Below are 25,714 nucleotides of genomic sequence, written 5' to 3'. Positions count from 1 at the left end.
GGGAGTTGTTCAGGCCGGGCACCGGGATCAGGCGGCCCCGAACGCCGAGAACGCCCACCCCGTCGCCTGATGCAGCGCGTCCCCCGGCAGAGCCGCCCGCGCGTCGCGCAGCGCCTCCGCCAGGGACAGGCCCTGGCTCAGCCCCTTGTGCAGTGCGAGCATCAGCGGCACCACCGCAGCGTCGTTGACCGGAGCGCTGCTCGCCACCACGCCCGCCGTGCCCAGCGGCAGCAGGGCGGTGACCAGGCCGAGCAGTTCGTCGGCGCCTACGGAGGCGAAGCGGGCGGTGTCACAGCAGGAGAGGATGATCCGGTACGGGCTGCGGTCGAGGCGCTCGAAGTCATGGACGATGAGCGGCCCGTCGGCCATCCGCAGGTCCGAGAAGAGCGGGCTGTCCGCGCGGAACGTGCCGTGTGCCGCGATGTGCGCCAGCTCGGCCCCGTCCAGCTCTGCGAGGACACGCGGCACGCGCGCGTCCGCGTACTCCAGCACGACCGACCCGCCGTACCGGCCGGCCAGGTGCGGCACCTCCGCGCCACCGGTCGCCAGCCCAGGCCCGCGCACCAGCACATGCCGGCCACCGGGCGGCGGCTCGGTCTCCCGGGCGCGCAGCCAGCTGCTCGCCGACGGCGAGACGCTCAGGACCCGCTCCCGCAGCGACGGCAGCAGCGCCCACGGCACCCGGTGCAGCCGGGCCGGCGGTACGACCACCACGGGGCCGCCGCCCAGATGGGCCGCGGCCGGACCGAGGAGCAGCTCCTCCAGGCGCCGCCCCGCGGCCTCCACCACCGCGAGCCGCCCCTCGGCACCCGGGTGGGCCAGCCGCCGTAGCCCGGCCTGGACGTGCTCGGCCTCCCGCTCCGCATCGGCCAGCAGCCCGGCCTCGTACCGGCGCACCCGCCCCTGACCGCACAGCAGCACCTGAACCCGCCCGTCCAGCACGGCGAGTTCGGCCAGCCGTACGTCGTCGCCCAGCCGCTCCAGCAGCCGGCCCGGGTCGAAGCGGTAGCCGTCTTCGGGTGCGTCGCCGCGCATGTGCAGGGTCCGGGAGCGTATCTCCCGCTCCAGGCGCCGCTGTTCGCGTTCCAGGGCCGGAACGGGACGTGCCTCCATGCGGGCGGCCTCCGCGCGGGCCGCGATCTCCCGGAACGCCGTCAGGTTGCTCTGCAGCTCCGGGTCCGCGGGCGGCCGCGTCGGCGGGGTCGACAGCGCGGTGGCCCGCCAGCGCTCGCTCCACACCAGCAGCCGGCGTGGACTGCCGGAGTCGAGGCTGGCCTGCTGGGCCAGCGCGGCCAGCTCCGCACCCTGCTCGGTGGCGCGGGCACGCAACTCCGAGGCGCCCAGCGTCATGCGGTGGGCATCGAGGACGTCCAGGCCGCGCCGACAGGCCTCCAGGACGCCGCGCCCCGACCCGGCCGCCTGGGCCCGCAGCGCCTGCGCCGCCCAGCCCGTCATCCGCGCCAGCGGCGGCCCGCTGCGCCTGCTGCGGGCGGCGACCGCCAGATGCTGCTCGGCGTCGGCCCGCCAGCCCAGACCGAGCGCGATCCGGCCGGCGAGCAGCGAGGCCGCCGGCGCGGCCGGCGCGCCGAAGGAAGCCAGCCGTTCGGCGACCGCCGCCGTGTCGGCCACCAGCCGCCCCGAACTGCGCCCGGCGGCCACCCGCGCCTCGATCAGCACCAGCCGGGCATGCGTCTCCCACCAGCCGCGGCGCTGGCCCGCGAACAGCCGTACGGCCATGTCGGCGCGCGCGATCGCGGTGTGCGCCTCGCCCGCCAGCCGGGCGGCACGCGCGGCTGCAAGCAGCAACTCGGCCTTGCGGGTGGACTGGCCGCCGATGCCGTCGAGCACGGCGATCGCCGCGTCGGCCTCGGTCAGCGCCTCCCGGGCCAGCCCGGCGGCCATCAGCACCTCGCAGCGGCGGATGTTGAGCATGAAGGTCGGCGTGCCGAGCTTGGCGTACCGTTCCTCGGCCTCGTCGAGCAGCCGCAGCGCGGCCGGGATGTCGCCCGACCGGAACGCCGCGAGACCCCGGCTCTCCACCGCGTCGGCCTTGTCGTGCTCCTGGCCCGTGGTGTCCCACAGCGCCTCGGCCGCGGTGAAGTCGGCGTCCGCCCGGTCCACCGCGCCGACCGCCAGATGCACGGTCGCCCGCAGGGTCAGCGCCCGCGCCGTCCAGATGACGTCCTCCATCTGCCGCAGCACGGGTATCGCCTTGCGTACGTCCTCCAGCGCCTCCCGGTGATGGCCCAGCACCCAGCGGGCGTAGGCCCGGCGGAACAGCACGCGCGCGCGTGTGTGCCCGCTGCCGCGTTCGACACCGCGCTCCAGCGCGGCCAGCCCCTGCTGAGTGCGCCCCGCGTGCACCAGCGCGACCCCGAGCGCGGCCAGGACGTCCGCCTCCCGGTCGGCCGACTCCGCGCGTGCCGCGAGGTCCCGGGCACGCCGCAGGTGATACAGGGCGATGCGCATGTCGCCCCAGTCCCGCTGCCAGATGCCGATCACCTGGTGCGCGACGGAGGCGTGCAACGGCGTCGGATCGGCGTCGAGCACCCCTTCCGCCCTCGCCAGCGCGTCGTTCGGGGCGGCGAACACCATCGGCAGCAGTTCGAGAACCGATTCGCTTCCCGCTGTCACTCCACGGATGGTAGTTGCCGCGGAACTGTGCCACACCGGTTTGGCGCTGTATCAATCAGCGACGGCACAGCTCTGACTGATGAACGCCGCCTCAGGGGGAGGACCCGCCATGGCACCACAGCGATTCCACGAGCAGTTCGAGCAGATCCAACGCTCCATGCCCGACGTCCCCCTCGCGATGGGACCGGACGACTCCGCCGAGTTCATCTACGAGAAGGGCTATGTGCTGGTCCGCGACGGCGAGGACGCCCGCCTCGTCGAGGACACCGTACGCGCGCACTTCACCGCCGAGCCCGACCTCGTGCAGGACAACGTGCGGCGCGTGAGCCCGCAGACCAACCGCTCGGGCATCACCCGCATCCAGGTCGGCGACCCCGGCGAGGGCGACCGGGCAGGTGACCGTCCCGTCGCGCACGCCCTGCGCGCCCTGCGCGAGACGGAGGGCCGGGCCCGGCGCCGCCTGGTCAGCCGCAACCACCTGGTGTCGATCGCGGTCAACTCCTGTCCCGGCGACGAACCCGTGCCCGTCCCGGCCACCGAGCAGCTCAACCCCGCCCTGGCCGAGGGCGCCCACGACCCGGACACCGCCGTCGGCGTCCTCGTCATCGACACCGGCCTCATGAACGACTTCCGGTCCTCCCCGCTGCTCGCCCACACCGACGGCGACGCGCAGCTCAAGGAGTGCGACGACGACGGCGTCCTCCAGCAGTACGTCGGTCACGGCACGTTCATCGCGGGCCTCGTCGCCGCCGTCGCGCCGAACACGAACATCACGGTCCGCAACTCCCTCAACGACGCGGGCGCCATCCTGGAGTCCGAGTTCGGCGAGAAGCTCTTCGAGGCCGTCGACGCCGGCGGCTGGCCCGACATCCTCAGCCTCTCCGCCGGGACCTCCAACGGCCGCACCGACGGCCTGCTCGGCGTCGAGGCCTTCATGCAGGAACTGCGCGGACAGCGCACCCTGCTCGTCGCCGCGGCCGGCAACAACGGCAGCGCGACGCCCTTCTGGCCCGCCGCCTACGCAGACCTGCCCGACTATCAGGACACCGTGCTGTCGGTCGGCGCCCTGCGTGGCGACGGCGAGTTCGGCGCCTGCTTCAGCAACCACGGCCCCTGGGTCAAGGTGTACGCGCCCGGCGAGCGCCTCACCAGCGTCCTCACCGGCTTCGACACGCCCGTGCCGTACGTCTACCAGCACTCCACCTACGACGCCTGCCGGTACGGCTTCGGCTACTCCTGCTCCTGCGTCTCCCCGCGCCACACCGGCCTGTTGAGCGAGGCGGGCACAAGCGGCGGCACCAAACCCGACCAGGTGATGTTCGAGGGGTTCGCGCACTGGAGCGGCACCTCGTTCGCCACTCCCGTCGTCGCCGCGATGATCGCCACCCACATGAGCACCCAGCAGGAGAACGACCCGCGGGTCGCCCGGTACAAGATGCTCGCGGCGAACACCGGGTTCGCGGAGGTGCGGGGGGCGCATGTACCCGCGCTACGCCCCCCGACCTGGCGCCCTGTCCCCGTCGCACCGCCGGCTCCTGGCTCATGAGGGTCGGAACTGCCCCCTCCGCGGCGTACGATGACTTGCCGTACACGAGGGGTGGGGCTGTGGACCGTGCAGATGTCGGTGCGTTGGTCCAGTCCGCCGTCGACGGCGACGCGGCGGCCTGGAAGGCGCTCGTGGAGGGAATGAGCCCACTGGTGTGGTCCGTCGTGCGCGCGCACCGGCTCAATGACGCCGACGCCCACGAGGTGTACCAGACCGTGTGGTTCCGTTTCGCCCAGCACCTCGGGCGCATCCGAGAACCCGAGAAGGCCGGGTCCTGGCTCGCGAGCACCGCACGGCACGAGTGCCTCAAGGTGCTCAAGAGCTTAAGGCGGCTGACCGTGACGAGCGATCCGCAGCTGCTGGACCGGGTCAGCGAGGAACGTACGCCCGAACAGTCGCTCCTGGACTCCGAGGAGGCCGCCGCCGAGTCCGAGCGCATCCGCTGGATGTGGCAGGAGTTCGAGGAACTGGGCGACCGCTGCCGCCAGTTGCTGCGCGTGCTGATGGCCTCGCCGCCGCCCAGCTACCAGGAGGTGTCCGCCGCACTGGGCATCGCCGTGGGCAGCATCGGGCCGCTGCGGCAGCGCTGTCTGCGCCGGCTGAGGGCCCGACTCGACGCACGGGGAGCGCTGTGAACGACGACATGCACGACGAAGCGACCGGCGAGGAGCCCGTCGACCACAACGGGTCCGGCGACGACGGATTCGACATCGAACTGCTGGAGGAGGAACTCCGCCAGGCCGCCGCCATCCTGGACCCCGTGCCGGCCCACCTGCGGCAGCTCGCCGTCGAGGCCTTCGCACTGCACGACCTCGACGCCCGTATCGCCGAGTTGACCTTCGACTCGGTGGTGGACGCCATTCCGGTCAGGGGGGCCACGGACGTGCCGCGGATGCTGACCTTCCGCGCGGGCGAGGTGACCGTTGACGTGGAGGTGACCGCGCAGGGGCTGATGGGGCAGGTCCTGCCGCCCCAGCAGGCCCGGATCGAGGTGCTGGGCGGCCCGCAGACGGCCACCCCGGTGGTGGCCGACGACATGGGCCGCTTCACCAGCGACGCACCGCCGAACGGCCCCTTCGCGCTGCGACTGCGGACCGGCGCGGAGGTCGTCGTCACGGAGTGGCTGCGGGCCTGAGCCACAGGGTCAGCGAGCGGCGGCGTCCACCAGCGCCGCCAGTGCCGCCGAGAGCCGGGTGAGCCCCGCACCAGCGGGGCCGCCCGGCTCGGTCATGTACGTGTCCCGGCGAATCTCGATCATCAGCGCGCCGACCCGGGGCTCACTGCCGTAGAACTCCAGCGGTACGTACGTACCGCTGAACGGACTGTCCAGCCCCGTCTCCCCGCACGGCGCGAACGCCTCCCGGGCGGCGGCAAGCAGCTGGGGCGGCGTGTGGAACGAGTCGGTGCCCAGGCAGACCGGCGGCCGCCGGCCATCGCCGTGGAGTTCGTAGGGGAGGCGGGCGGTCGGATAGGAGTGCACGTCGATGATCACGGCTCGCCCGGTGGCGGCCAGGCGATCGGCCACGGCGGCCGTCATGGCTTTCGCGTACGGCCGGAAGTACCGCTCGACGAGCGGTTCCGGGTCCGTGCCGGCCGGCCGTAGATCCGCGAGATGCGTGGTCCGTGTGTAGACCGCGCCCATGCCCACGGCCAGCATCTCCTCCCGCTCGTCCGGGAACCGCTCCGGATCGACGACCAGCCGGGAGAGCCGGTTGACGAACTGCCAGGGAGGGAGCGACGCCCGCTCGGCCGCCGCCTCGGCGAGCTCGGCGGTGTGCGCGTCGGTGATGTGGTCGAGTTCGCGCTCCAGAGCCCGGTCGTCCAGCACGATCGAGGCCCGCGCATCGGCGGGGATCCGGCGGGCGGAGTGCGGGACGTGCAGGATCACGGGGGAGTCGGCGGCGCCGGGCAGCAGCTCGTAGGAAGCAGACATGGGGGCTCTCAAGGCGTTCTGGTCAGGGGCGGGGCCGGAAATGACTCCGCCCCGGCCGGGCGGTGCACCGGTCGGGGCGGAGACGGCGAGCCCTTCGGGCCCGACGGGTCAGCTCAGCGAGGCGAGCGCCTCGTTCCAGGTGGCCGACGGGCGCATGACCGCGGCGGCCTTGGCCGGGTCGGGCTGGTAGTAGCCGCCGATATCGGCCGGCTTGCCCTGGACGGCGTTCAGCTCCTCGACGATCTTCTGCTCGCCCGCGGTGAGCGTCTCGGCGAGCGGGGCGAAGGCCTTCGCCAGGTCCGCGTCGTCGGTCTGCCTGGCCAGCTCCTGCGCCCAGTACAGGGACAGGTAGAAGTGGCTGCCGCGGTTGTCGATGCCGCCGACGCGACGGGTCGGGGACTTGTCCTCGTTGAGGAAGGTCGCCGTGGCGCGGTCGAGGGTGTCGGCGAGGACCTGGGCGCGGGTGTTGCCGGTGGCCGTCGCGTACTGCTCCAGGGACGGCACCAGCGCGAAGAACTCACCGAGGGAGTCCCAGCGCAGGTAGTCCTCCTTGACCAGCTGCTGGACGTGCTTCGGCGCGGAGCCGCCGGCGCCCGTCTCGAACAGGCCGCCGCCCGCCATCAGCGGGACGACCGACAGCATCTTGGCGCTGGTGCCCAGCTCCAGGATGGGGAAGAGGTCCGTGAGGTAGTCACGCAGGACGTTGCCGGTCACCGAGATGGTGTTCTCGCCGCGGCGGATGCGCTCCACCGACAGCTTGGTGGCGTCGACCGGGGCGAGGATACGGATGTCCAGGCCCTCGGTGTCGTGCTCCGGCAGGTACGCGTTGACCTTGGCGATCAGGTTGGCGTCGTGCGCGCGGGTCTCGTCCAGCCAGAAGACGGCCGGGTCGCCGGTGGCGCGGGCGCGGGTGACGGCCAGCTTCACCCAGTCCTTGATCGGGGCGTCCTTGGTCTGGCAGGCACGGAAGATGTCACCGGCGGAGACCGCCTGCTCGATCACGACGTTGCCGGCCTGGTCGACCAGGCGGATCGTACCCGCGGCCTTGGCCTCGAAGGTCTTGTCGTGCGAGCCGTACTCCTCGGCCTTCTGCGCCATCAGACCGACGTTCGGGACGGAGCCCATCGTCGACGGGTCGTAGGCGCCGTTCGCACGGCAGTCGTCGATCACGGCCTGGTAGACGCCGGCGTAGGAGGAGTCCGGCAGCACGGCCAGGGTGTCGGCCTCCTGCCCGTCCGGGCCCCACATGTGACCGGAGGTGCGGATCATGGCCGGCATCGAGGCGTCGACGATCACGTCGGACGGCACGTGCAGGTTGGTGATGCCCTTGTCGGAGTCGACCATGGCCAGCTCCGGGCCCTCGGCGAGCTCCGCCTCGAAGGACGCCTGGATCTCGGCGCCGTTCGGCAGCGCGCCCAAGCCCTTGAGGATGCCGCCCAGACCGTCGTTCGGGGACAGGCCGGCGGCGGCGAGGGCCGCGCCGTACTGCTCGAAGGTCTTCGGGAAGAAGGCGCGGACCACGTGGCCGAAGACGATCGGGTCGGAGACCTTCATCATCGTGGCCTTCAGGTGCACGGAGAACAGCACGCCCTGGGCCTTGGCCTCGGCGATCTGCGCGGTGAGGAACTCGCGCAGCTCGGCCACGTGCATCACGGAGGCGTCGACGACCTCACCGGCGAGGACCGGTACGGACTCGCGCAGGACGGTGGTCGTGCCGTCCTCGGCGACGTGCTCGATCCTGAGCGCGCCGGGCTCGGAGATCACGACGGACTTCTCGGTGGAGCGGAAGTCGTTCCGGCCCATGGTCGCCACGTTCGTCTTGGACTCGGCGGACCAGGCGCCCATGCGGTGCGGGTGGGCCTTGGCGTAGTTCTTGACCGAGGCGGGGGCGCGCCGGTCGGAGTTGCCCTCACGCAGGACCGGGTTCACGGCGGAGCCCTTGACCTTGTCGTAGCGGGCCTGGATCTCCCGCTCCTCGTCGGTCTTCGGGTCGTCCGGGTAGTTCGGCAGCGCGTAGCCCTGGCCCTGGAGCTCGGCGACGGCGGCCTTGAGCTGCGGGATCGAGGCCGAGATGTTCGGCAGCTTGATGATGTTGGCCGCGGGCGTCTTGGCGAGCTCACCGAGCTCGGCCAGGGCGTCCGGGATGCGCTGGTCCTCGGTCAGGTACTCCGGGAACACCGCGATGATACGGCCGGCCAGCGAGATGTCCCGCGTCTCCACGGCGACACCCGCCTGCGAGGCGTACGCCTGGACCACCGGCAGGAAGGAATACGTCGCCAGGGCGGGGGCCTCGTCAGTGTGCGTATAGATGATGGTCGAGTCAGTCACCGGGTGCTCCGCTCCACGTCTGCAACATTGCTCGACATCAAGATATCTCGTGATCGATCGATCATCGACAGGGGTCCGCACAGAGCTGCCGGAAGTTTTCCGACATCTCGAATCCGCGCAAACGGATGTACCGCCTCCGTGCAACCGGATCGCCTGATCGCACAGTCATGTAAGGCGATCACCACCGATCCGGCGGCCGGCCCTGACCATCCGGCCACCCGAGCGAAAGCGGACCATGAGATATCGCAGCAGAGTGACGGCCCCCGCGGCCGCCCTGATCGGCACGGCAGCGGCCCTTGCCGCCGCCCCCTCCGCCCACGCGACGCCGGCACTGACGGGGACGCCGGCCGCCAAGACCTCCGGCACCCCGGGCCCCGAGACCCTCGGTGACCCCGTCTACCCGGCGCTCGGCAACGACGGCTACCGCGTCGCCGCCTACCACCTCGACTTCTCCTACGACGCCACGACCCGCCTGGTCGACGCCACCGCGACCCTGAAGATCCGCACCACCCAGGCCCTCACCCGCTTCTCCCTCGACTCCCTCGGCCTCGACATCCGCTCCGTCCGCGTCGACGGCCGCAAGGCCACGTTCGAGCAGGTCGACGAGAAGCTGCGCATCACGCCCGCCCGGACCCTGCCGGCCCAGTGCCGGGTCACCGTCTGCGTCGAGTACTCGGCGGACCCGCGCCGAATTCCGCAGCCGCACACCGGCTGGGTCGACACGCCCGACGGGTTCGCCGTGTGCTGCCAGCCGAACTTGGCCCACACCGTCTTTCCCTGCAACGACCACCCGTCCGACAAGGCCGACTTCTCCTTCCGCCTCGTCGTCCCGAGCGGGCTGAGCGGCGTGGCGACCGGCCGGCTCGTGCGTACCCAGCGCCTGGGCGGGGACCGTACGGCTTACACATACCGCTCCCGTGAGCCCATGGCCACGGAGCTGATCCAGATAACGGTCGGCGACTACGTGGTGAAGCAGCGGCAGGGCCCGCACGGCCTCCCGCTGCGGGACGTCGTCCCGACCGCACGGGCCGAGGCGCTGGAGCCGGCCCTCGCGCTCACACCGGGGATCGTGGCATGGCTGGAAGCGCGGCTCGGGGCGTATCCCTTCGAGACGTACGGACTGCTGCCCTGCAACTCCGACGACCCGAACGCCTTCGACTTCACGGGCCTGGAGACCCAGACCCTCACCATCTACAAGCCGAACTACCTGCTCCAGGCAGAGCCGAAGATCGGCTCGCACATGATGCACGAGCTGGTCCACTCCTACTTCGGCAACAGCGTCAGCCCCGCCACCTGGGCCGACCTGTGGATCAACGAGGGCCATGCCGACTTCTACGGGCTCCTCTATCGCTACGAGCGCGGCTGGCCCGACTCCCTGGGCCTGACCACCATGGAAGCCCGCATGAAGGACACCTACGCGCGCGGCGACCAGTGGCGCCACGACTCGGGGCCGGTCGCGGCACCGAACGCGGTGAACCTGTTCGACAGCCAGCGCTATCTGGGTGGCGTCCTGGTGCTGTACGCGCTGCGCAACCTCGTCGGCGAGCAGGCCTTCGACGCCCTCGAGCGGGCCTTCCTCGCCCGGTACCGCAACTCCTCGGCGTCGACGGAGGACTACATCACCGTCGCCTCCGAGGTCTCCGGTCAGGATGTGTCCGGGTTCCTGCGGGACTGGCTGTACGGCACGAAGACGCCGCGGATGCCGGGGCACCCGGACTGGACGGTCACCCCGGTGAACCCGTCCCTCGCCGCGCCGCACAGCCGCAAGGGCAGCCGGTCCCACGACAACTCGGCCACCCTCTAGGCACGTCCGGGCAGTCAGTCGAGGCGGACGGGGGTCACCTCGTCCGCCTCTCCGGGAAGGCGCGGATGCGGTATCGACTGCTGCGGAATCGACACCGCCCCCTGCTGGACCGTCACCGTCCGGGTGGGCGCCGGAATGCGGATGCCCTCCGCGCGGTAGCGCTTGTGCAGGCGCTTGATGAACTCGTGCTTGATCCGGTACTGGTCGCTGAACTCGCCGACGCCCAGGATGACCGTGAAGCCGATCCGGGAGTCGCCGAAGGTGTGGAAGCGGATGATCGGCTCGTGGTCCGGGAGAGCGCCCTCGACCTCGGACATCACCTCGGCGATGACCTCGTTCGTCACCCTCTCGACATGGTCCAGGTCACTGTCGTAGGCGACGCCGACCTGGAGCAGGATCGTCAACTCCTGCTCGGGACGCATGAAGTTGGTCATGTTCGTCTTCGCGAGTTCCCCGTTGGGGATGACGATCAGGTTGTTGGAGAGCGCGCGCACGGTCGTCTGACGCCAGTTGATGTCCTCGACGTAGCCCTCCTCGCCGCTGCTCAGCCGGATGTAGTCGCCGGGCTGGACGGTCTTGGAGGCGAGGATGTGGATGCCCGCGAAGAGGTTGGCGAGCGTGTCCTGCAGGGCCAGCGCGACCGCCAGACCACCGACGCCCAGCGCGGTGAGCAGGGGCGCTATGGAGATGCCGAGGGTCTGCAGCACCACCAGGAAACCGATGGCCAGGATCAGGACCCGGGTGATGTTGACGAAGATCGTGGCCGAACCCGCGACCCCGGGGCGGGACTGGGTGACCGTCCGCATCAGCCCGGCGATGCCGCGGGCCACCGACAGCGTCACGACGAAGATGAGCAGCACCGTCAGGATCTGGTTGACGTTGTGCTGGACCGTCTTCGTCAGCGGCAGCGCGGCGCCGGCGGAGGCCGCGCCGCCCAGGAACGCCGCCCACGGCACCACGGTGCGCAGCGTGTCCACGATGAGGTCGTCGCCGCTCCAGCGGGTGCGGTCGGCGTGCTTGCCCAGCCAGCGCAGCAGCATCCGCAGCAGGAAGGCCGCGAGCAACCCCGCCGCCAGCGCGATCCCGGCGATCACCAGGTCGTCCACCGTGAGTGCTCGCGTCACCGGTCACCCCCGGGGAGAGAAGCTGCGGCGAACCCCTTCGCCGACGGCCGGATGTGAAGTCTCGTCACGTTGTCACCTGCTCGATTCCGCGATGTGCCGTCGCACCGACCACCCAGTCCCCCGAGACCGGCACGAGGGCTCATCCTGCCGTATCGGGTACACGTGTTCGCACCAGGAGTGCCGGCCGGCGGGCCTCATCAGCCGCTTTCGGGCATTCTCCCTCGAACTACCGGCACCTTGAGGGCGGAACGGCCGCCTCCGGAGACGCGCTTGATGCGCGAGCGCCGCCCAGGGGGCGCTGTACGCCGCGCACGCTCCCGCAGTGACGGGGCATGGGGGTGTGGGGGTGCGGGATGGCGTACGGAGTGCCTCAGCGGTGAACCGCGTCACATGTCCGAGAACGACCCGTGCCGCCCCGCACCGGAGGCGAAGCGGGAGGCGCCCTGAAGGCTCTCCGCCAACACGCCCATGCCGTACCGGAGTTCGGCGCGCATCGCGGCCGGTTCGGCCAGTCCCTCCTGGTCGAGCACGGAGGCGCGGTCGGCCCGCAGGCACGCCTGCGGGAACCGCGCGATCGTGGCGGCCAGTTCCTCGGCCTCGGCGCGGGCACGTCCGCTCGGCACGACACGGTTGGCGAGCCCCATCCCGTACGCCTCGTTCGCCGGCACCGCACGTCCGGTCAGGATCATGTCCATCGCGCGACTGGTGCCGATCAGCCGGGGCAGCCGTACCGTGCCGCCGTCGATCAGCGGCACACCCCAGCGGCGGCAGAACACCCCGAAGACGGCGTCCTCCTCGGCGACCCGCAGATCGCACCACAGCGCCAGCTCAAGACCTCCCGCCACGGCGTGCCCGGCGACCGCCGCGATCACCGGCTTGGACAGCCGCAGCCGGGTGGGCCCCATCGGGCCGTCACCGTCCTCCGTGACCTCGTTGCCCCGCCCGCTGCCGAGCGCCTTGAGGTCGGCGCCCGCGCAGAACGTGCCACCCTCGCCCCACAGCACCGCGACCCGCGCCTCGTCGTCGGCGTCGAACTCCCGGAAGGCGTCGGCGAGATCGGCGGCCGTGGGCCCGTCGACCGCGTTGCGGACCTCCGGTCGGGAGAGAACGACGGTGGTGACGTGCCCCTGGCGCTCGACGCGGACCGGCATGGCGGGGGTCCCTTCCGTGGGTCGGACCCCGTACGTTACTGACTGGTCACATGACCTTCCACCGGTACCGCTCGGTCAGATGACCGTGATCGGACGACCTAGCTCAGATGACCTTGAAGCGCACGAGCGCCCCCAGCGTCAACGCCCCCGGCAGCAGCGGCAGCCACACCGTGATGATCCGGTACGCCAGCACGACCGCCGTCGCCACCGCCACCGGGCCGCCGGCCGCCACCAGCGCCACTATCAGCGCCGCCTCGACCGAGCCGAGCCCGCCCGGCGTCGGCACCAGGGCGACGGCGACGGTCGCCGCCAGATAGGCGAGCGCCATGTGGGCCGGCGGCACGTCGAGCCCCAGGGCGAGCCCGACCAGGACCAGCCCGGCCGCCTGCAACGCGGGGAAGGCCAGCGAGCCGCCCCACAGCGCCAGTGCCCGGGACGGGCGGGTGTGCACGGAGCGCGCTTCGTCCAGCGCGGTGCGCAGGAAGGAGAACACGGCGGTGCGCAGCCGACGTACGAGTGCGAAGACGGCCACGACCACGATCGCCGCCGCGCCGATGACCAGCAGCAGCGGGCCCCACGCGCCCTCCGGCAGGAGCGGCCCGAGTTGCAGCGCGTGCGGGAAGGCGATCAGCAGCGCGGCCAGCAGGCCCACGCGGGCCACGCTCTCCGCGAGCAGGTACAGGGCCAGCGCGGCCGAGGAACGGGCGAGCGGCAGCCCGCACACCGTCATGAAACGCAGGTTGACCGCGCTCGCGCCCAGCCCGGTGGGCAGCAGGTGGTTGGCGGAGCCCGCCGCGAACTGCGTGACGAGCAGCCGCAGTTTCGGCAACCGGTCGATCACGGCGCCCTGCCGGGTGACGGCCGCCGCGACCCAGGTCAGGCAGGTGGCGCAGGCCGCTGCGAGCAGCCACGGCCACTTGGCCGTCGCCAGATGACCGATGCCCTCCGCGAGCACGGAGCGGTGCTGCACCGCGACCACGATGACGAGGGCGAGCGGGAGCAGGACCAGGATCCGGCGGATCGGGAGACGTCTGAGCAGGCGTCCCGCGGGAAGTCGTACGGCTGTCACATCCGGAGAGGTTCTCCAGGCTGCGACAACTGCGGGTAGCGGGAGCGGGGACGGCGCCTTACGGACCGGCTGCGGACGGACACCGATCTCGGCGAACCCGTCGATATCGACTTCGCCGAGCCGGTCGAAAACGACCTCGGCCGATTCGATGTTGACCTCAACATTGCTTGAGGTTCTACGTTCTCTCGCATGAGCATGGAGACCACAGCCTGGACCCAGCTGCACAGCGTCATGAACGCCGAGCAGGAGCGCCGTCCCTTCGCCCGCGCCACGCTGCGCCGCATCGCCGCCTTCGCCCGCCCGCACCGCCGCCGGATCGCGCTCTTCGTCGTGCTCGGGGTGATGACCGCGCTGCTCGCCGTCGCGACCCCGGTACTCGCCGGACGCGTCGTCGACGCGATCGTGACGGGCGGCGACGAGGGCACCGTCGTCCGCCTGGCCCTGCTGATCGCCCTGATCGCGGTGGCGGAGACCGTGCTCGGGATCATCGCCAGGCGTCTGTCGGCGACGCTCGGCGAGGGACTCATCCTCGATCTGCGCACGGCTGTGTTCGATCATGTGCAGCGCATGCCGGTCGCGTTCTTCACACGCACTCGTACGGGAGCGCTGGTCTCCCGTCTCAACAACGACGTCATCGGCGCCCAGCGCGCCTTCAGCAACACGCTGTCCGGCGTGGTCAGCAACCTCGTCACCCTGCTGCTCACCCTCGCCGTCATGCTCACCCTGTCCTGGCAGATCACCCTGCTCGCCCTCGTCCTGCTCCCGGTGTTCGTGATCCCGGCCCGCCGCATGGGCCACCGCATGGCCCGCATGCAGCGGGAGGCCGCCGCGCTCAACGCCGCGATGGGCACCCGCATGACGGAGCGCTTCTCGGCGCCCGGCGCCACGCTGATCAAGCTCTTCGGGCGCCCGGGAGAGGAGTCGGAGGAGTTCACGGCCAGGGCCCGCAGGGTGGCCGACATCGGCGTACGGACGGCCGTGGCCCAGTCGGTGTTCATCACCGCGCTCACCCTGGTGTCGGCCCTGGCCCTCGCCCTGGTCTACGGCCTCGGCGGCTGGTTCGCCCTGCGCGGCACCCTGGAGCCGGGCGCCGTCGTCTCACTGGCGCTGCTGCTGACCCGTATGTACGCGCCGCTCACCGCGCTCGCCGGTGCCCGCGTCGAGGTCATGAGCGCCCTGGTCAGCTTCGAGCGCGTCTTCGAGGTGCTCGACCTGAAGCCGCTGATCGAGGAGAAGCCGGACGCGAAGAAGGTCCCCGAGGGCCCGGTGTCGGTGGAGTTCGACAACGTCCGCTTCGGCTACCCCTCCGCCGACAAGGTCTCCCTCGCCTCCCTGGAGGAGGTGGCGACCCTCGACACGCGCGGCGGCGCCGAGGTGCTGCACGGCATTTCCTTCCGCGCCGAACCCGGCCAGACGGTCGCCCTCGTCGGTTCGTCCGGCGCGGGCAAGTCGACCGTCGCCCAACTCCTCCCGCGGCTCTACGACGTCGACGAGGGCGCCGTACGCGTGGCCGGCACCGACGTCCGCGACCTGAGCGCCGAGTCCCTGCGCGGCACCCTCGGGATGGTCACCCAGGACGGCCACCTCTTCCACGACACCGTCCGCGCCAACCTGCTGCTGGCCCGCCCCACCGCCACCGACACCGAACTGTGGGACGCCCTGCGCCGCTCCCGCCTCGACGATCTCGTACGGTCCCTGCCCGACGGCCTCGACACGGTGGTCGGCGAGCGCGGCTACCGGCTCTCCGGCGGCGAACGCCAGCGGATGACCATCGCCCGGCTGTTGCTGGCCCGCCAGCGCGTCGTCATCCTCGACGAGGCCACCGCCCACCTCGACAACACCTCCGAGGCCGCCGTCCAGGAGGCGCTCACCGAGGCGCTGGAGGGCAGGACCGCGGTCGTGATCGCCCACCGGCTGTCCACCGTGCGGGCGGCGGACCTGATCCTGGTGGTCGAGGCCGGTCGGATCGTCGAACGCGGCACGCACGACGAGTTGCTGGAGGCCGGCGGACGCTACGCCGAGCTGTACCGGACACAGTTCGAGCAGCTGGATTCGGCCAAGGTCGACGGCCGTACCCATCAGGAACACACAAACCTCGACAGCATCATTGCTTCCACTGTGTTCACAACCTAGTGTGCGTTGGGTTTCCCAACAGCACCGCACATGATCTGACGCTCCCTCAAGCCGTGCAGCGCCGCACTGTCGTCCCGAGGAAGGCCACACGTCGATGCCGCTCACCCCCGTGCCCCCCACCGGCCCGACCCGCACCCCGGGCGTTCCGGTCAGCCGCCGCCGTCTGCTGGAGGGAGGAGCCGCCCTGCTCGGTGCGCTCGCCGTCTCCGGATCGTCCGCCACGGTGCACGCGGCCGACGGGGCCGGGGCGGCGGCCGGCACCCCGGAGTGGAACGGCCACATCGACGTCTTCCGGATCGGCACCCAGCCGCCGCACACCACCCTCATGCCGTACGCGGACGTCAGGCAGGCGCTGGACGCCGACCGCACCCGCTCGCCGTACCGGCTGAGCCTCGACGGCAAGTGGAAGTTCGCCTACGCCGACCGCCCCGACGACCGGGACGCCGACTTCCACCGCACCGACGTCGACGACAGCGACTGGGACACGATCCCCGTCCCCTCCGTCTGGCAGATGCACGGCTACGACCGTCCGATCTTCGTCAACATCACCTACCCCTGGTGGGGCCCGAACGGCCTCGGCGAGGAGGCACAGCTCCCGGCCGCGCCGACCCGCTTCAACCCGGTCGGACAGTACCGGCGAACCTTCACCCTGCCGCGCGACTGGTCGGGGCGGCGCACCTTCCTGCACTTCGAGGGCGTCAAGTCCGCGCACTACGTGTGGATCAACGGGGAGTTGGTGGGGTACGCCGAGGACTCGTTCACCCCCGCCGAGTACGACATCACCCCGCACCTCAAGCCCGGCACCAACCAGATCGCCGTCGAGGTCTACCGCTTCTCCGACGGCGACTGGCTGGAGGACCAGGACATGATCCGGCTGAGCGGCATCTTCCGGTCGGTCTACCTCTACTCCACGCCCCAAGTCCGGCTGCGCGACTTCAAGCTGGACACCCCGCTGAGCGACGACTACACGGCAGCCGAGCTGTCCGTCACGGCGAGCGTGCGCTCGTACGGGGGACCGGGGGAGGGCGGCTACTCCGTCGAGACCCAGCTGTACGACGCCCGCGGCCACGCCGTCTGGTCCAGGCCCCTCCGGCAGGCGGTCGACCTCGCGTCCGCCCCCGCAGGTGAGGACGTGACCGTGCGGGCGAGCAGAGCCGTGCCCGAGCCGAAGCTGTGGTCCGCCGAGCACCCGAACCTCTACACCGCCGTACTGCGGCTGCGCGACCCGGCCGGGAAGGTGATCGAGACCCTCTCGCACCGCGTCGGCCTGCGCGAGTTCGCGCTCAAGGACGGCCTGATGCGGATCAACGGCAGGCCCGTCTCCTTCCGCGGCGCGAACCGGCACGAGATGCACCCCGACAGCGGCATGGCACTCACCCGCGCGCACATGGTCAAGGACATCGAGATCATCAAGCGGATGAACATGAACTCCGTCCGCACCTCGCACTACCCCAACAACCCGCTGTGGTACGAACTCGCGGACGAGTACGGCCTCTACCTCGTCGACGAGACCAACCTCGAGACCCACGGCATCCGCGGCGAGTACCCCGGCGATCACGCCGACTGGACCAAGGCGTGCGTGGCCCGCGCCCAGAGCATGGTCCACCGCGACAAGAACCACCCCTCGGTCGTCATCTGGTCGCTCGGCAACGAGGCCGGCGGCGGCAGCACCTTCGTCGCCATGCACGACTGGATCAAGTCCTACGACCCGACGCGCGTGATCCAGTACGAGGGCGACGACCGGCCGACGATCAGCGACATCCGCTCGGAGATGTACGACTCCCCGTCCCGAGTCGAGCAGCGCGCGAAGGACACCGCCGACACCCGGCCGTACGTCATGATCGAGTACGCGCACGCGATGGGGAACTCGAACGGCAACTTCAAGGAGTACTGGGACATCGTCCGCCGCTACGACGTCCTCCAGGGCGGCTGGATCTGGGACTTCGTCGACCAGTCGCTGAACTGGCCCGTACCGACCCGCAAGTTCCTCACCGAGGGCGGGCCGGGCGCCCTGCGCGGCGAGATCCTCACCGCGAGCGGCACCTTTGACCGCGGCAAGGGAGTCTCCGGGGCCACCGTCTTCCCCCGCGACGAGCGCCTCGACCTCACGGGCTCGCTCACCCTGGAGGCCTGGGTCACCCCGCACTACACCGGCTACCACCAGCCGATCATCGCCAAGGGCGACACTTCGTACGCCCTGAAGCAGTCGGACAACACGCTGGAGTTCTTCATCTACGGCGGCGGCCAGTGGGTCACCGCCAACTGGACCCTCCCGGCCGACTGGACCGGCCGCGAGCACCACATCGCCGGCGTCTTCGACGCGGACGCGGGCACGCTGACCCTGCACGTCGACGGTGAGGTGAAGTCCACCCGCGCCACCACGCGCAGGCCCGCCACCAACACCGCGCCCCTCGCTCTCGCCACCGACGTGGACAACCCCACCCGGGAGTTCAGCGGCACGATCCGCCGAGCCCGCGTGTACGCGCGTGCGCTCAGCGCCGCCGAACTCGGCCGCGACAGCCGAGGTCCCGCTGACGAGGGCGTACGTTTCTGGTTCGACGCGGCCACCGTCGACCTCACCGAGAAGCGGCCCCGCGCGAAGACCTTCTTCCCGTACGGCGGTGACTGGGGCGACAACCCCAACGACGGCACCTCCAACGCCGACGGCATCGTCACCGCCGACCGCAGCCACACCGGCAAGGCGGCCGAGATCAAGCAGATCTACCAGGCGGTCAACGCGGCACCGGCCTCCGGCGACTCACTGACCCCCGGCGCGGCGATCACCCTCACCAACGAGTACCTGTTCACCAACCTCCGTGAATTCGACGGCCGTTGGGAGCTGCTCGCCGACGGTGCGGTGGTGCGGCGCGGCAGGCTGAGCCGCACCCAGCTGGACATCCCGCCGCTCGGCAGCAAGGACGTCACGGTGCCGGTGCAGCTGCCGGACGACCCCGCCCCGGGCACCGAGTTCTTCCTCCAGCTCTCCTTCACCACCAAGGAATCCACCCCCTGGGCGAAGGCGGGCTTCGAGGTGGCCAAGCAGCAACTCGCCCTCGACGCCGGCATCCCGGCGGTGACGCCCGTCCCCTTGGCGCGCGTGCCCGCACTGCGCCACGAGGACGGGGACAAGACGATCACCGTCAAGGGCGATGGCTTCTCGGTCACCGTCGACAAGAGCAACGGCATCATCACGTCGTACGAGTCTCGGGGCACCCGGCTCCTCACCTCGGGACCGGTGCCGAACTTCTGGCGGGCACCCACCGAGAACGACCGCGGCAACGGCCAGCACACCCGCAACCAGACCTGGCGCGACGCGGGCACCAACCGCAAGGTGACGAACGTGGCGGTGCGCACCCTGCGCGACAAGGCGGTGGAGATCAAGGTCGGCGGCACGCTGCCGACCTCCGTCGAATCGACGTACACCACCACCTACACGGTGTTCGGCAACGGCGAGATCAAGGTCGACAACTCCCTGCACCCCGGCGCCGCGTCCCTGCCCTACATCCCGGAGGTCGGCACGCTGCTGTGCCTGCCCGGACGTTTCGAGCAGCTGCGCTACTACGGCCGCGGGCCCGAGGAGAACTACGCCGACCGCCACGACGCCACCGACGTCGGCGTGTACTCCGGAACCGTCTCCGAGCAGTGGACGCCGTACATCCGCCCCCAGGAGAACGGCAACAAGACCGACGTCCGCTGGATCGCCCTGACCGACTCCAGGGGCACCGGCCTCCTCGTCTCCGGCGAACCCCTGCTGGAGGTCAACGCCTCCCACTTCACCCCGGAGGACCTGTCGTCCGGCGTCCGCCACGACTACCAGCTCACCCCGCGCGACGAGGTGGTCCTGCGCGTCAACCACCGCCAGATGGGCCTGGGCGGCGACAACAGCTGGGGCGCGCACACCCACGACCAGTACAAGCTGTTCCCGAGCCGCGACTACGCCTACACCTACCGGCTGCGGCCGCTGACGGACGTGGACGAGGCGATGGCGGCGTCCCGCCGGCCTACCGCGGTGGAGTGACCGGACGCGACCGCCAACTCACCCCACCTGGGCCAACCTCCTTCGATCCCGGCGTGATTCACCTGTGACGCCCGCAGAGCAACCGGTGATGTTGTAATGAGCGTCGGGCTGTAGTGCCACGCTCAGCTGATCAGGGGGACGAAAAGATCATGGAGAACTTGCGGCCCGGCGATCCCACGCAGGTCGGGGACTACCGGTTGCTCCGACGGCTCGGGGCCGGGGGCATGGGGCAGGTGTTCCTCGGGCGCTCGCAGCGGGGCCGTACGGTCGCCGTGAAGCTGGTCCATGCGCAGTTGGCGTACGACGCGGAGTTCCGCCGCCGGTTCCGCGCGGAGGTGGCCGCGGCGCGGCAGGTGGGCGGGGAGTGGACGGCCCCCGTCCTGGACGCCGACACCGAGGCGGAGACGCCCTGGGTCGCCACCGGGTACGTCGCCGGTCCCACCTTGCACGAGGCGGTGACCGGGATGGGCGGGCCGCTGCCGGAGCAGTCGGTGTGGCATCTGGCCTCCGGTCTGGCGCGTGCGCTGCAGAGCATCCACGGCTGCGGGCTGGTGCACCGGGACCTCAAGCCGTCGAACGTGATGCTGACGGTCAACGGCCCCCGGGTGATCGACTTCGGTGTCGCCCGCGCGGCGGAGGCCAGTGTGCTGACCCGCACCGGTGCGATGGTCGGCTCGCCGGGGTACATGTCGCCCGAGCAGATCCTGGGCAGCGAGGTCACCGGGCTGAGCGACGTGTTCAGCCTCGGCCTGGTGCTGGTGTTCGCCGCCACGGGCCGCCAGGCGTTCGGCGCCCCTGACAGCGGTGCCCACGCCGTCATGCTGCGGGTGACCGAGGACGAACCGGACCTGGAGGGGATGTCCGAGCCGCTGGCCGAGTTCGTGCGACGCTGCCTCACCAAGCAGCCCGAGCAGCGGATTCAGCTGCCGGAGATCGTGGCGGCGGCAGCGGCGGCCACGGCGGACGCCAACTCGGACGCATGGCTTCCGGGTGCCCTGACAGCGGAGCTCGGCCGGCACGCCGCCACCCTCCTCGACCTCGAGGAGGCCCCACCGCCGACCCAGGTCGACAACCCGGCGGGTCGTGTCGGGGACGACCTGCACGCCCTGCCGACCATGCTGGGCGGGCGTGTCCCGCCTCCGCCGCCGGGCACTCCGACGCCGGTACCGATGCCCCCTGTACCGTCGCCGACCCCCACGCCGACGCCGACCCCCATGCCGCCGATGCCGACACCGCGGACAACGGTGACCACACCGCCGATGCCGCCGGTACCGGGCGGCTTCCAGCCCGGCGGCCGCAGCACCAGCCGGGTCGGTCCCGCGCTGCTCGCTTTTGCCGCCATCGTCGTACTCGCCGTCGTTCTGGCCGTGGCGGTTCCCGGCCTCGGAGGGAAAAGGACGGGGCCAACTCAGAGGCGTCCGAAGGGGCTTCCTCCGCGACGTCCCAGAAAGCGTCCCCCGCCGACTACAAGGGCAAGTGGAACGGGAACATTCGCGAGTCGGACGGCAGCCTCTACTCGATCCAGGTGAACTACACGGGCGGCGAGATCGGCGATCAGGTGGCCACCGTCGAGTACCCGTCGCTGGCGTGCAGCGGCCGATGGGTCCTCACCATGGACACGGGGCAGTCGGTCCAGGTCCGCGAGGAGATCACCAAGGAAAGCGACCCGATGAACTGTGTCGACGAGGTCGATCTCATCCTGACCCCCGCGGGCGACGGCGGTCTGCGCTACGAGGTGACGAGCGTGGAGGACACCGGAACGCTGCGGCGTAGCAAGTGACCGACAGGGATGAGGACGTCAGTCCGGCAGCGGCAGCGGAGGAAGCTTCTGGTACTCGGACCGGCCCCGGTTGAGCACGGAGATCGTCGCGGCGGTCAACCACGGCACGGTCGGTCCGGCCAGCCGCATCGGCTCCCACTGCTGGTAGTCGGTGAACAGCGCCCACTGGTCGAGCACGGGAAGAAAACTGATGATCTCGTGGTGCCGAACCGTCACCCAGCGGTTCTCGGCCGCGACGTGCAGCAGCATGCGACGGTCGGTGAGTATCGCGCGGCAGGAGGAGAAGTCGCGCCATTGCGCCTGAGCCATCGCCTGCGCCCGGTTGCGGGCGCTGTTGTTGGCGAGCGCGTCTCCGACCAGCCCGGCGGCGACGAACATCGGTGACCCGAAGTAGAAGCCCGAGCGCTGGTTGTAGGTCACATTGGTGCCGTAGAAGCGCGAGTAGTCCGCCGACACGTCGCCGTATGCGATCTCACCCACCTCGAGCAGCACGCCTGGAGTGGCGATCGGGGCCAACTCCCCTCCGCTGCTCAGGTATCGGTGGAGAGAACAAGCCGCCTCCCATCCCTGCTGGTGAAGGGCGCGCAGGTGATCGTCAGCTGAATTCCGTTGTGGCACTGCCTCTAGCCCCCACTGCGACACAGAACGGGTGGATCTCCGTCCGCTCCCATAATGCCAGGTGAGGATGGATCGGGACCCGAGTATTGCGCGCTGAGCGCAGGACCTTCACGGGTGCGCGCGAGGTCGGCCGAGACGCGGCGGGCACATTTTCCCACGTGCTCATCACCTGCGCTCCTGATGCCGGTGGGTCGAGGCCAGGGCGTTTATCCCGCCTGCTCCGGGTCACGCGCCATAGGGAAAAAAGTGTCGGCTGGGATCGTCTATGCCGCGTCCGCACGGGAGTCGCGACCTGGCCGTCGACACACCAGGAAAGGGACGACTCATGACGGAGATCCGACCCGCCACCACCTCCGATTCCGGCGCACCGGTGGAGAGTGACGAACACTCGCTCACCGTGGGCCCCGGGGGGCCGATCCTGTTGCAGGACGCGTATCTGATCGAGCAGATGGCGCAGTTCAACCGAGAGCGGATTCCCGAGCGGCAGCCGCATGCCAAGGGAAGCGGCGCCTTCGGTCACTTCGAGGTGACGCACGATGTCAGTGCGTACACGAAGGCCGCCCTGTTCCAGCCCGGTACGCGCACCGACCTGGTCATCCGCTTCTCGACCGTCGCCGGTGAGCGCGGCAGCCCGGACACCTGGCGTGACCCGCGCGGCTTCGCGGTGAAGTTCTACACCAGCGAGGGCAACTACGACATGGTCGGCAACAACACGCCGGTCTTCTTCGTGAAGGATCCGATGAAGTTCCAGCACTTCATCCGGTCCCAGAAACGCCGCGCGGACAACAACCTGCGCGACCACGACATGCAGTGGGACTTCTGGACCCTCTCTCCGGAGTCCGCCCACCAGGTCACCTGGCTGATGGGAGACCGCGGCATCCCGCGGACCTGGCGCCACATGAACGGCTACACCTCCCACACCTACATGTGGATCAACGCCGCCGGCGAGCGGTTCTGGGTGAAGTACACCTTCAAGACGGACCAGGGCGTCGAGTTCTTCACCCAGCACGAGGGCGATCAGATGGCCGCGGCCGACACGGACTACCACACCCGGGATCTCTTCGAGCACATCCGGGACGGTGACTACCCCAGTTGGACCCTGTACGTGCAGGTGATGCCGTACGAGGACGCCGCGGGCTACCGCTTCAACCCGTTCGACCTCACCAAGGTGTGGCCGCACGGGGACTACCCGCTCATCCCGGTCGGCCGTATGACGCTCGACCGCAACCCCACCGACAACCACGCGCAGATCGAACAGGCGGCGTTCCAGCCCAACAACTTCGTGCCCGGCATCGGCCCGAGCCCGGACCGCATGCTGCTGGCCCGGCTGTTCTCCTACGCGGACGCCCACCGCCATCGCATCGGTGGCAACTACCAGCAGCTTCCGGTGAACGCCCCCGTCGTCGACGTCCACACCTACTCGAAGGACGGGGCGATGGCCTACCGGAACACGACCGATCCGGTGTACGCCCCGAACTCCAAAGGCGGCCCCGCGGCGGACACCGAGCGTTACGGATCCCCGCCCAGCTGGACGGCCGACGGCGAGATCACCCGGGCCGCCTACGTCTCCCACCCAGAGGACGACGACTGGGGGCAGCCCGGCACCCTGGTGCGCGAAGTCATGGACGACGCGGCCCGCGATCGTCTGGTCGACAACGTCGTCGGACATCTCCTCAACGGAGTGAGCGAGCCCGTCCTCGAGCGGGCCTTCGAGTACTGGTCCAACATCGACGAGACCATCGGCAAGCGCATCGCCGACGGCGTACGGGCCAAGGCCGACGAGAAGGACCCCAAGGCCGCCGAACAGGGCAACCCGGCACGGAGCTCCATGCAGCGCAAGGCGTGAAGTCCGGTCGAGCCCTGCGTGCGGCAAGCACGGCTGACGCCGACGGCCCGGCGGGAGGGGCGGAGCGCTCCCTTCCACCGGGCCGTCGGCTCTGCCGCCGTCAGCGCACATTGATCAGCGGCGAGGACCACGCGCCGGACGCTTCGGCGCGTCGCCAGAGCGAACTGCCGGTGGGCGGGTGTTCGCGGCGATCGGACACGCGGTTCGGGACTGGGGGGAGCAGGTGCACACGGCGTGGGGGCATCTGGCGGTCCCTGGCCGGCAACTGGCTGGCGCACAGGCGTCACCTCCGAGCCCCGATGTGGCGATCGTCACGCAGGTCGGCGCAGGCCATTAAGTACGCTGATCTCGGCCGTCGGCGAGCGGACCTGCAACTCGCCGTAGGTATGGAAACAGCCCTTGACCTGCAATAACGCAGGCAGGGAGCCTATGTGTGGGAGTACCTCGATGATCCGTACCATGTTCAAGTCCAAGATCCACCGAGCCACCGTCACCCAGGCCGACCTGCACTACGTGGGATCGGTGACCATCGACGCGGACCTGCTCGACGCCGCCGACCTGCTGCCCGGTGAGCTCGTCCACATCGTCGACATCACCAACGGCGCCCGCCTGGAGACCTACGTCATCGAGGGCGAGCGCGGGTCCGGGGTCATCGGGATCAACGGCGCTGCCGCCCATCTCGTCCACCCCGGCGACCTGGTGATCATCATCAGCTACGCTCAGATGACCGACGCCGAGGCACGGGAGTTCGAGCCGCGGGTCGTGCACGTGGACGGCGCCAACCAAATCGTGGCCCTGGGCGCGGACCCGTCCGAGCCGGTGCCGGGTTCGGACCAGGAGCGCAGCCCGCAGGCCGTGCCGGTGGCCTGACCGCCACACATCCTCAGCCTGACGACGGACCAGGAGCGTGCCATGAGCGACATCGAGATCCGTGACGACCGGGCGGCGGGCCGCCTGGAAGCCCTCCAGGGCGACGAAGTCACCGGCCGCATCGAGTACTTCGTCCTCGAATCCCCGGCGCGCGCTCTCGTCCCCGTCCACACCGTCGTGGAACCGGCCCACGAGGGGAAGGGCATCGCGGGCTCCCTGGCACGCGAGCTGTACGGCATGGCGGCGCGCGAGGGAGCCGTCGTCGCGCCGCTCTGCCCGTACGTCGTGAAGTGGGCCGAACGACACCCCGACGAGGCCCCTGTGGCCGACCCGGGGCTGCTGGAGGCGGCGATGGACTGGCTGCGGGAGCACCCCGAGCGCTTCTGACGCCCACCTGGGCGCCCCGATCGACGCGGGGGAGTGACTGGCGGCGCGGCCCTCGGGTACGCGGGGGAGTAGTCCAGAGCCGACGCGTACCGATTGGCTGGAGGACGCCATGACGAACCCGTATCCGGACCCCGTCCCTCCGGGACCGACCCCGGGCCCGGAGCCACAGCCCCCCGACCCCCACCCGGTACCACCCCCGGAGCCCCCGCCGGCACCCGAGCCCCCGCCGACCCCCGGGCCACCTCCAGCCCCGGGCCCGACCCCACCGTCACCGCCGACTCCGCCCGCACCCCCGGATCCGTCCCCGATCCCCCCGGGCCCGGAGCCGGTGCCGAGCCCGGAGCCTGGCCCACCACTCAGCTGAGCCAGGTAAAGAGAAGCGGGGGGGGGGGGCCCCCCCCCCCCCCCCCCCCCCCCCCCCCACCCCGGGGGGGGGGGGGGGGTGGGGGGGCGGCCCCGGGGGGGGGGCCCCC

At 70.8% G+C, this 25,714-nt stretch carries 18 protein-coding genes; 11 read left to right on the top strand and 7 right to left on the bottom strand.

What is annotated here, in order from left to right:
* Positions 1–27: 27 nt before the first annotated feature.
* The gene (locus ACFY5C_RS01815) at positions 28–2,595 is read right to left on the bottom strand and encodes a CHAT domain-containing protein (RefSeq protein ID WP_389440644.1); all 2,568 of its coding nucleotides are present in this window, start codon (positions 2,593–2,595) and stop codon (positions 28–30) included.
* 148 nt (positions 2,596–2,743) lie between these two features.
* Here ACFY5C_RS01815 and ACFY5C_RS01810 point away from each other — a divergent pair, with 148 nt between their 5' ends.
* The 3 genes from ACFY5C_RS01810 to ACFY5C_RS01800 are packed head-to-tail and all read left to right on the top strand — an operon-like array spanning position 2,744 to position 5,315.
* Positions 2,744–4,180 carry a S8/S53 family peptidase gene (locus ACFY5C_RS01810; protein ID WP_389439323.1) on the top strand — a complete coding sequence of 479 codons (1,437 nt, stop codon included), beginning with the start codon at positions 2,744–2,746 and terminating at the stop codon, positions 4,178–4,180.
* 59 nt (positions 4,181–4,239) lie between these two features.
* Entirely contained in the window at positions 4,240–4,815 is a 576-nt protein-coding gene (locus ACFY5C_RS01805; RefSeq protein WP_328877796.1) for a sigma-70 family RNA polymerase sigma factor, read from the top strand.
* A gap of 8 nt (positions 4,816–4,823) precedes the next feature.
* Positions 4,824–5,315 (top strand): hypothetical protein, encoded by a 492-nt coding sequence (locus tag ACFY5C_RS01800; protein ID WP_389440643.1) that lies wholly within the window; start codon positions 4,824–4,826, stop codon positions 5,313–5,315.
* Positions 5,316–5,324: 9 nt separating this feature from the next.
* Here the strand turns inward: ACFY5C_RS01800 and ACFY5C_RS01795 are convergent, their stop codons facing one another.
* Positions 5,325–6,113 (bottom strand): N-formylglutamate amidohydrolase, encoded by a 789-nt coding sequence (locus ACFY5C_RS01795; protein WP_389439321.1) that lies wholly within the window; start codon positions 6,111–6,113, stop codon positions 5,325–5,327.
* Between the two features lie 108 nt (positions 6,114–6,221).
* The gene (locus tag ACFY5C_RS01790) at positions 6,222–8,441 is read right to left on the bottom strand and encodes an NADP-dependent isocitrate dehydrogenase (protein WP_389439319.1); all 2,220 of its coding nucleotides are present in this window, start codon (positions 8,439–8,441) and stop codon (positions 6,222–6,224) included.
* 235 nt (positions 8,442–8,676) lie between these two features.
* Between ACFY5C_RS01790 and ACFY5C_RS01785 the strand changes: the two genes are divergently transcribed.
* The gene (locus tag ACFY5C_RS01785) at positions 8,677–10,245 is read left to right on the top strand and encodes a M1 family metallopeptidase (protein WP_389439317.1); all 1,569 of its coding nucleotides are present in this window, start codon (positions 8,677–8,679) and stop codon (positions 10,243–10,245) included.
* Positions 10,246–10,259: 14 nt separating this feature from the next.
* Here the strand turns inward: ACFY5C_RS01785 and ACFY5C_RS01780 are convergent, their stop codons facing one another.
* From ACFY5C_RS01780 to ACFY5C_RS01770, 3 genes are all read right to left on the bottom strand, one after another.
* Entirely contained in the window at positions 10,260–11,369 is a 1,110-nt protein-coding gene (locus ACFY5C_RS01780; protein ID WP_389439315.1) for a mechanosensitive ion channel family protein, read from the bottom strand.
* Between the two features lie 386 nt (positions 11,370–11,755).
* Positions 11,756–12,520 (bottom strand): crotonase/enoyl-CoA hydratase family protein, encoded by a 765-nt coding sequence (locus tag ACFY5C_RS01775; RefSeq protein WP_389439313.1) that lies wholly within the window; start codon positions 12,518–12,520, stop codon positions 11,756–11,758.
* A gap of 103 nt (positions 12,521–12,623) precedes the next feature.
* Positions 12,624–13,589, bottom strand: a complete 966-nt coding sequence (locus ACFY5C_RS01770) for a YbhN family protein (protein WP_389439311.1) — start codon at positions 13,587–13,589, stop codon at positions 12,624–12,626.
* 195 nt (positions 13,590–13,784) lie between these two features.
* Here ACFY5C_RS01770 and ACFY5C_RS01765 point away from each other — a divergent pair, with 195 nt between their 5' ends.
* The 4 genes from ACFY5C_RS01765 to ACFY5C_RS01750 all read left to right on the top strand — a co-directional run bounded on the left by ACFY5C_RS01765 (position 13,785) and on the right by ACFY5C_RS01750 (position 21,520).
* Positions 13,785–15,722, top strand: coding sequence for an ABC transporter ATP-binding protein (locus ACFY5C_RS01765; protein WP_389440640.1), 1,938 nt, complete (start codon positions 13,785–13,787; stop codon positions 15,720–15,722).
* Between the two features lie 94 nt (positions 15,723–15,816).
* Positions 15,817–19,740 carry a glycoside hydrolase family 2 TIM barrel-domain containing protein gene (locus tag ACFY5C_RS01760; protein WP_389439310.1) on the top strand — a complete coding sequence of 1,308 codons (3,924 nt, stop codon included), beginning with the start codon at positions 15,817–15,819 and terminating at the stop codon, positions 19,738–19,740.
* 149 nt (positions 19,741–19,889) lie between these two features.
* Positions 19,890–21,269, top strand: a complete 1,380-nt coding sequence (locus tag ACFY5C_RS01755) for a serine/threonine-protein kinase (RefSeq protein ID WP_389439308.1) — start codon at positions 19,890–19,892, stop codon at positions 21,267–21,269.
* Positions 21,266–21,520, top strand: a complete 255-nt coding sequence (locus tag ACFY5C_RS01750) for a hypothetical protein (protein ID WP_389439306.1) — start codon at positions 21,266–21,268, stop codon at positions 21,518–21,520. The genes ACFY5C_RS01755 and ACFY5C_RS01750 overlap by 4 nt, the downstream gene beginning before the upstream one ends.
* A gap of 18 nt (positions 21,521–21,538) precedes the next feature.
* Here ACFY5C_RS01750 and ACFY5C_RS01745 read toward each other — a convergent pair whose 3' ends face one another.
* Positions 21,539–22,012, bottom strand: coding sequence for a hypothetical protein (locus ACFY5C_RS01745; RefSeq protein ID WP_389439304.1), 474 nt, complete (start codon positions 22,010–22,012; stop codon positions 21,539–21,541).
* 451 nt (positions 22,013–22,463) lie between these two features.
* Between ACFY5C_RS01745 and ACFY5C_RS01740 the strand changes: the two genes are divergently transcribed.
* The 3 genes from ACFY5C_RS01740 to ACFY5C_RS01730 all read left to right on the top strand — a co-directional run bounded on the left by ACFY5C_RS01740 (position 22,464) and on the right by ACFY5C_RS01730 (position 25,241).
* The gene (locus tag ACFY5C_RS01740; protein ID WP_389439302.1) at positions 22,464–23,984 is read left to right on the top strand and encodes a catalase; all 1,521 of its coding nucleotides are present in this window, start codon (positions 22,464–22,466) and stop codon (positions 23,982–23,984) included.
* Positions 23,985–24,431: 447 nt separating this feature from the next.
* Positions 24,432–24,854 carry an aspartate 1-decarboxylase gene (panD, locus tag ACFY5C_RS01735; RefSeq protein ID WP_389439300.1) on the top strand — a complete coding sequence of 141 codons (423 nt, stop codon included), beginning with the start codon at positions 24,432–24,434 and terminating at the stop codon, positions 24,852–24,854.
* A gap of 42 nt (positions 24,855–24,896) precedes the next feature.
* Positions 24,897–25,241, top strand: coding sequence for a GNAT family N-acetyltransferase (locus tag ACFY5C_RS01730; RefSeq protein WP_389439298.1), 345 nt, complete (start codon positions 24,897–24,899; stop codon positions 25,239–25,241).
* Positions 25,242–25,714: the final 473 nt, after the last annotated feature.

Origin of the sequence: Streptomyces sp. NPDC012935, assembly GCF_042900345.1 — a bacterium.
GTDB lineage: Bacteria > Actinomycetota > Actinomycetes > Streptomycetales > Streptomycetaceae > Streptomyces.
The sequence above is the reverse complement of the archived record's forward strand: the minus strand, read 5'-3'. Positions and strand labels throughout refer to the sequence as shown.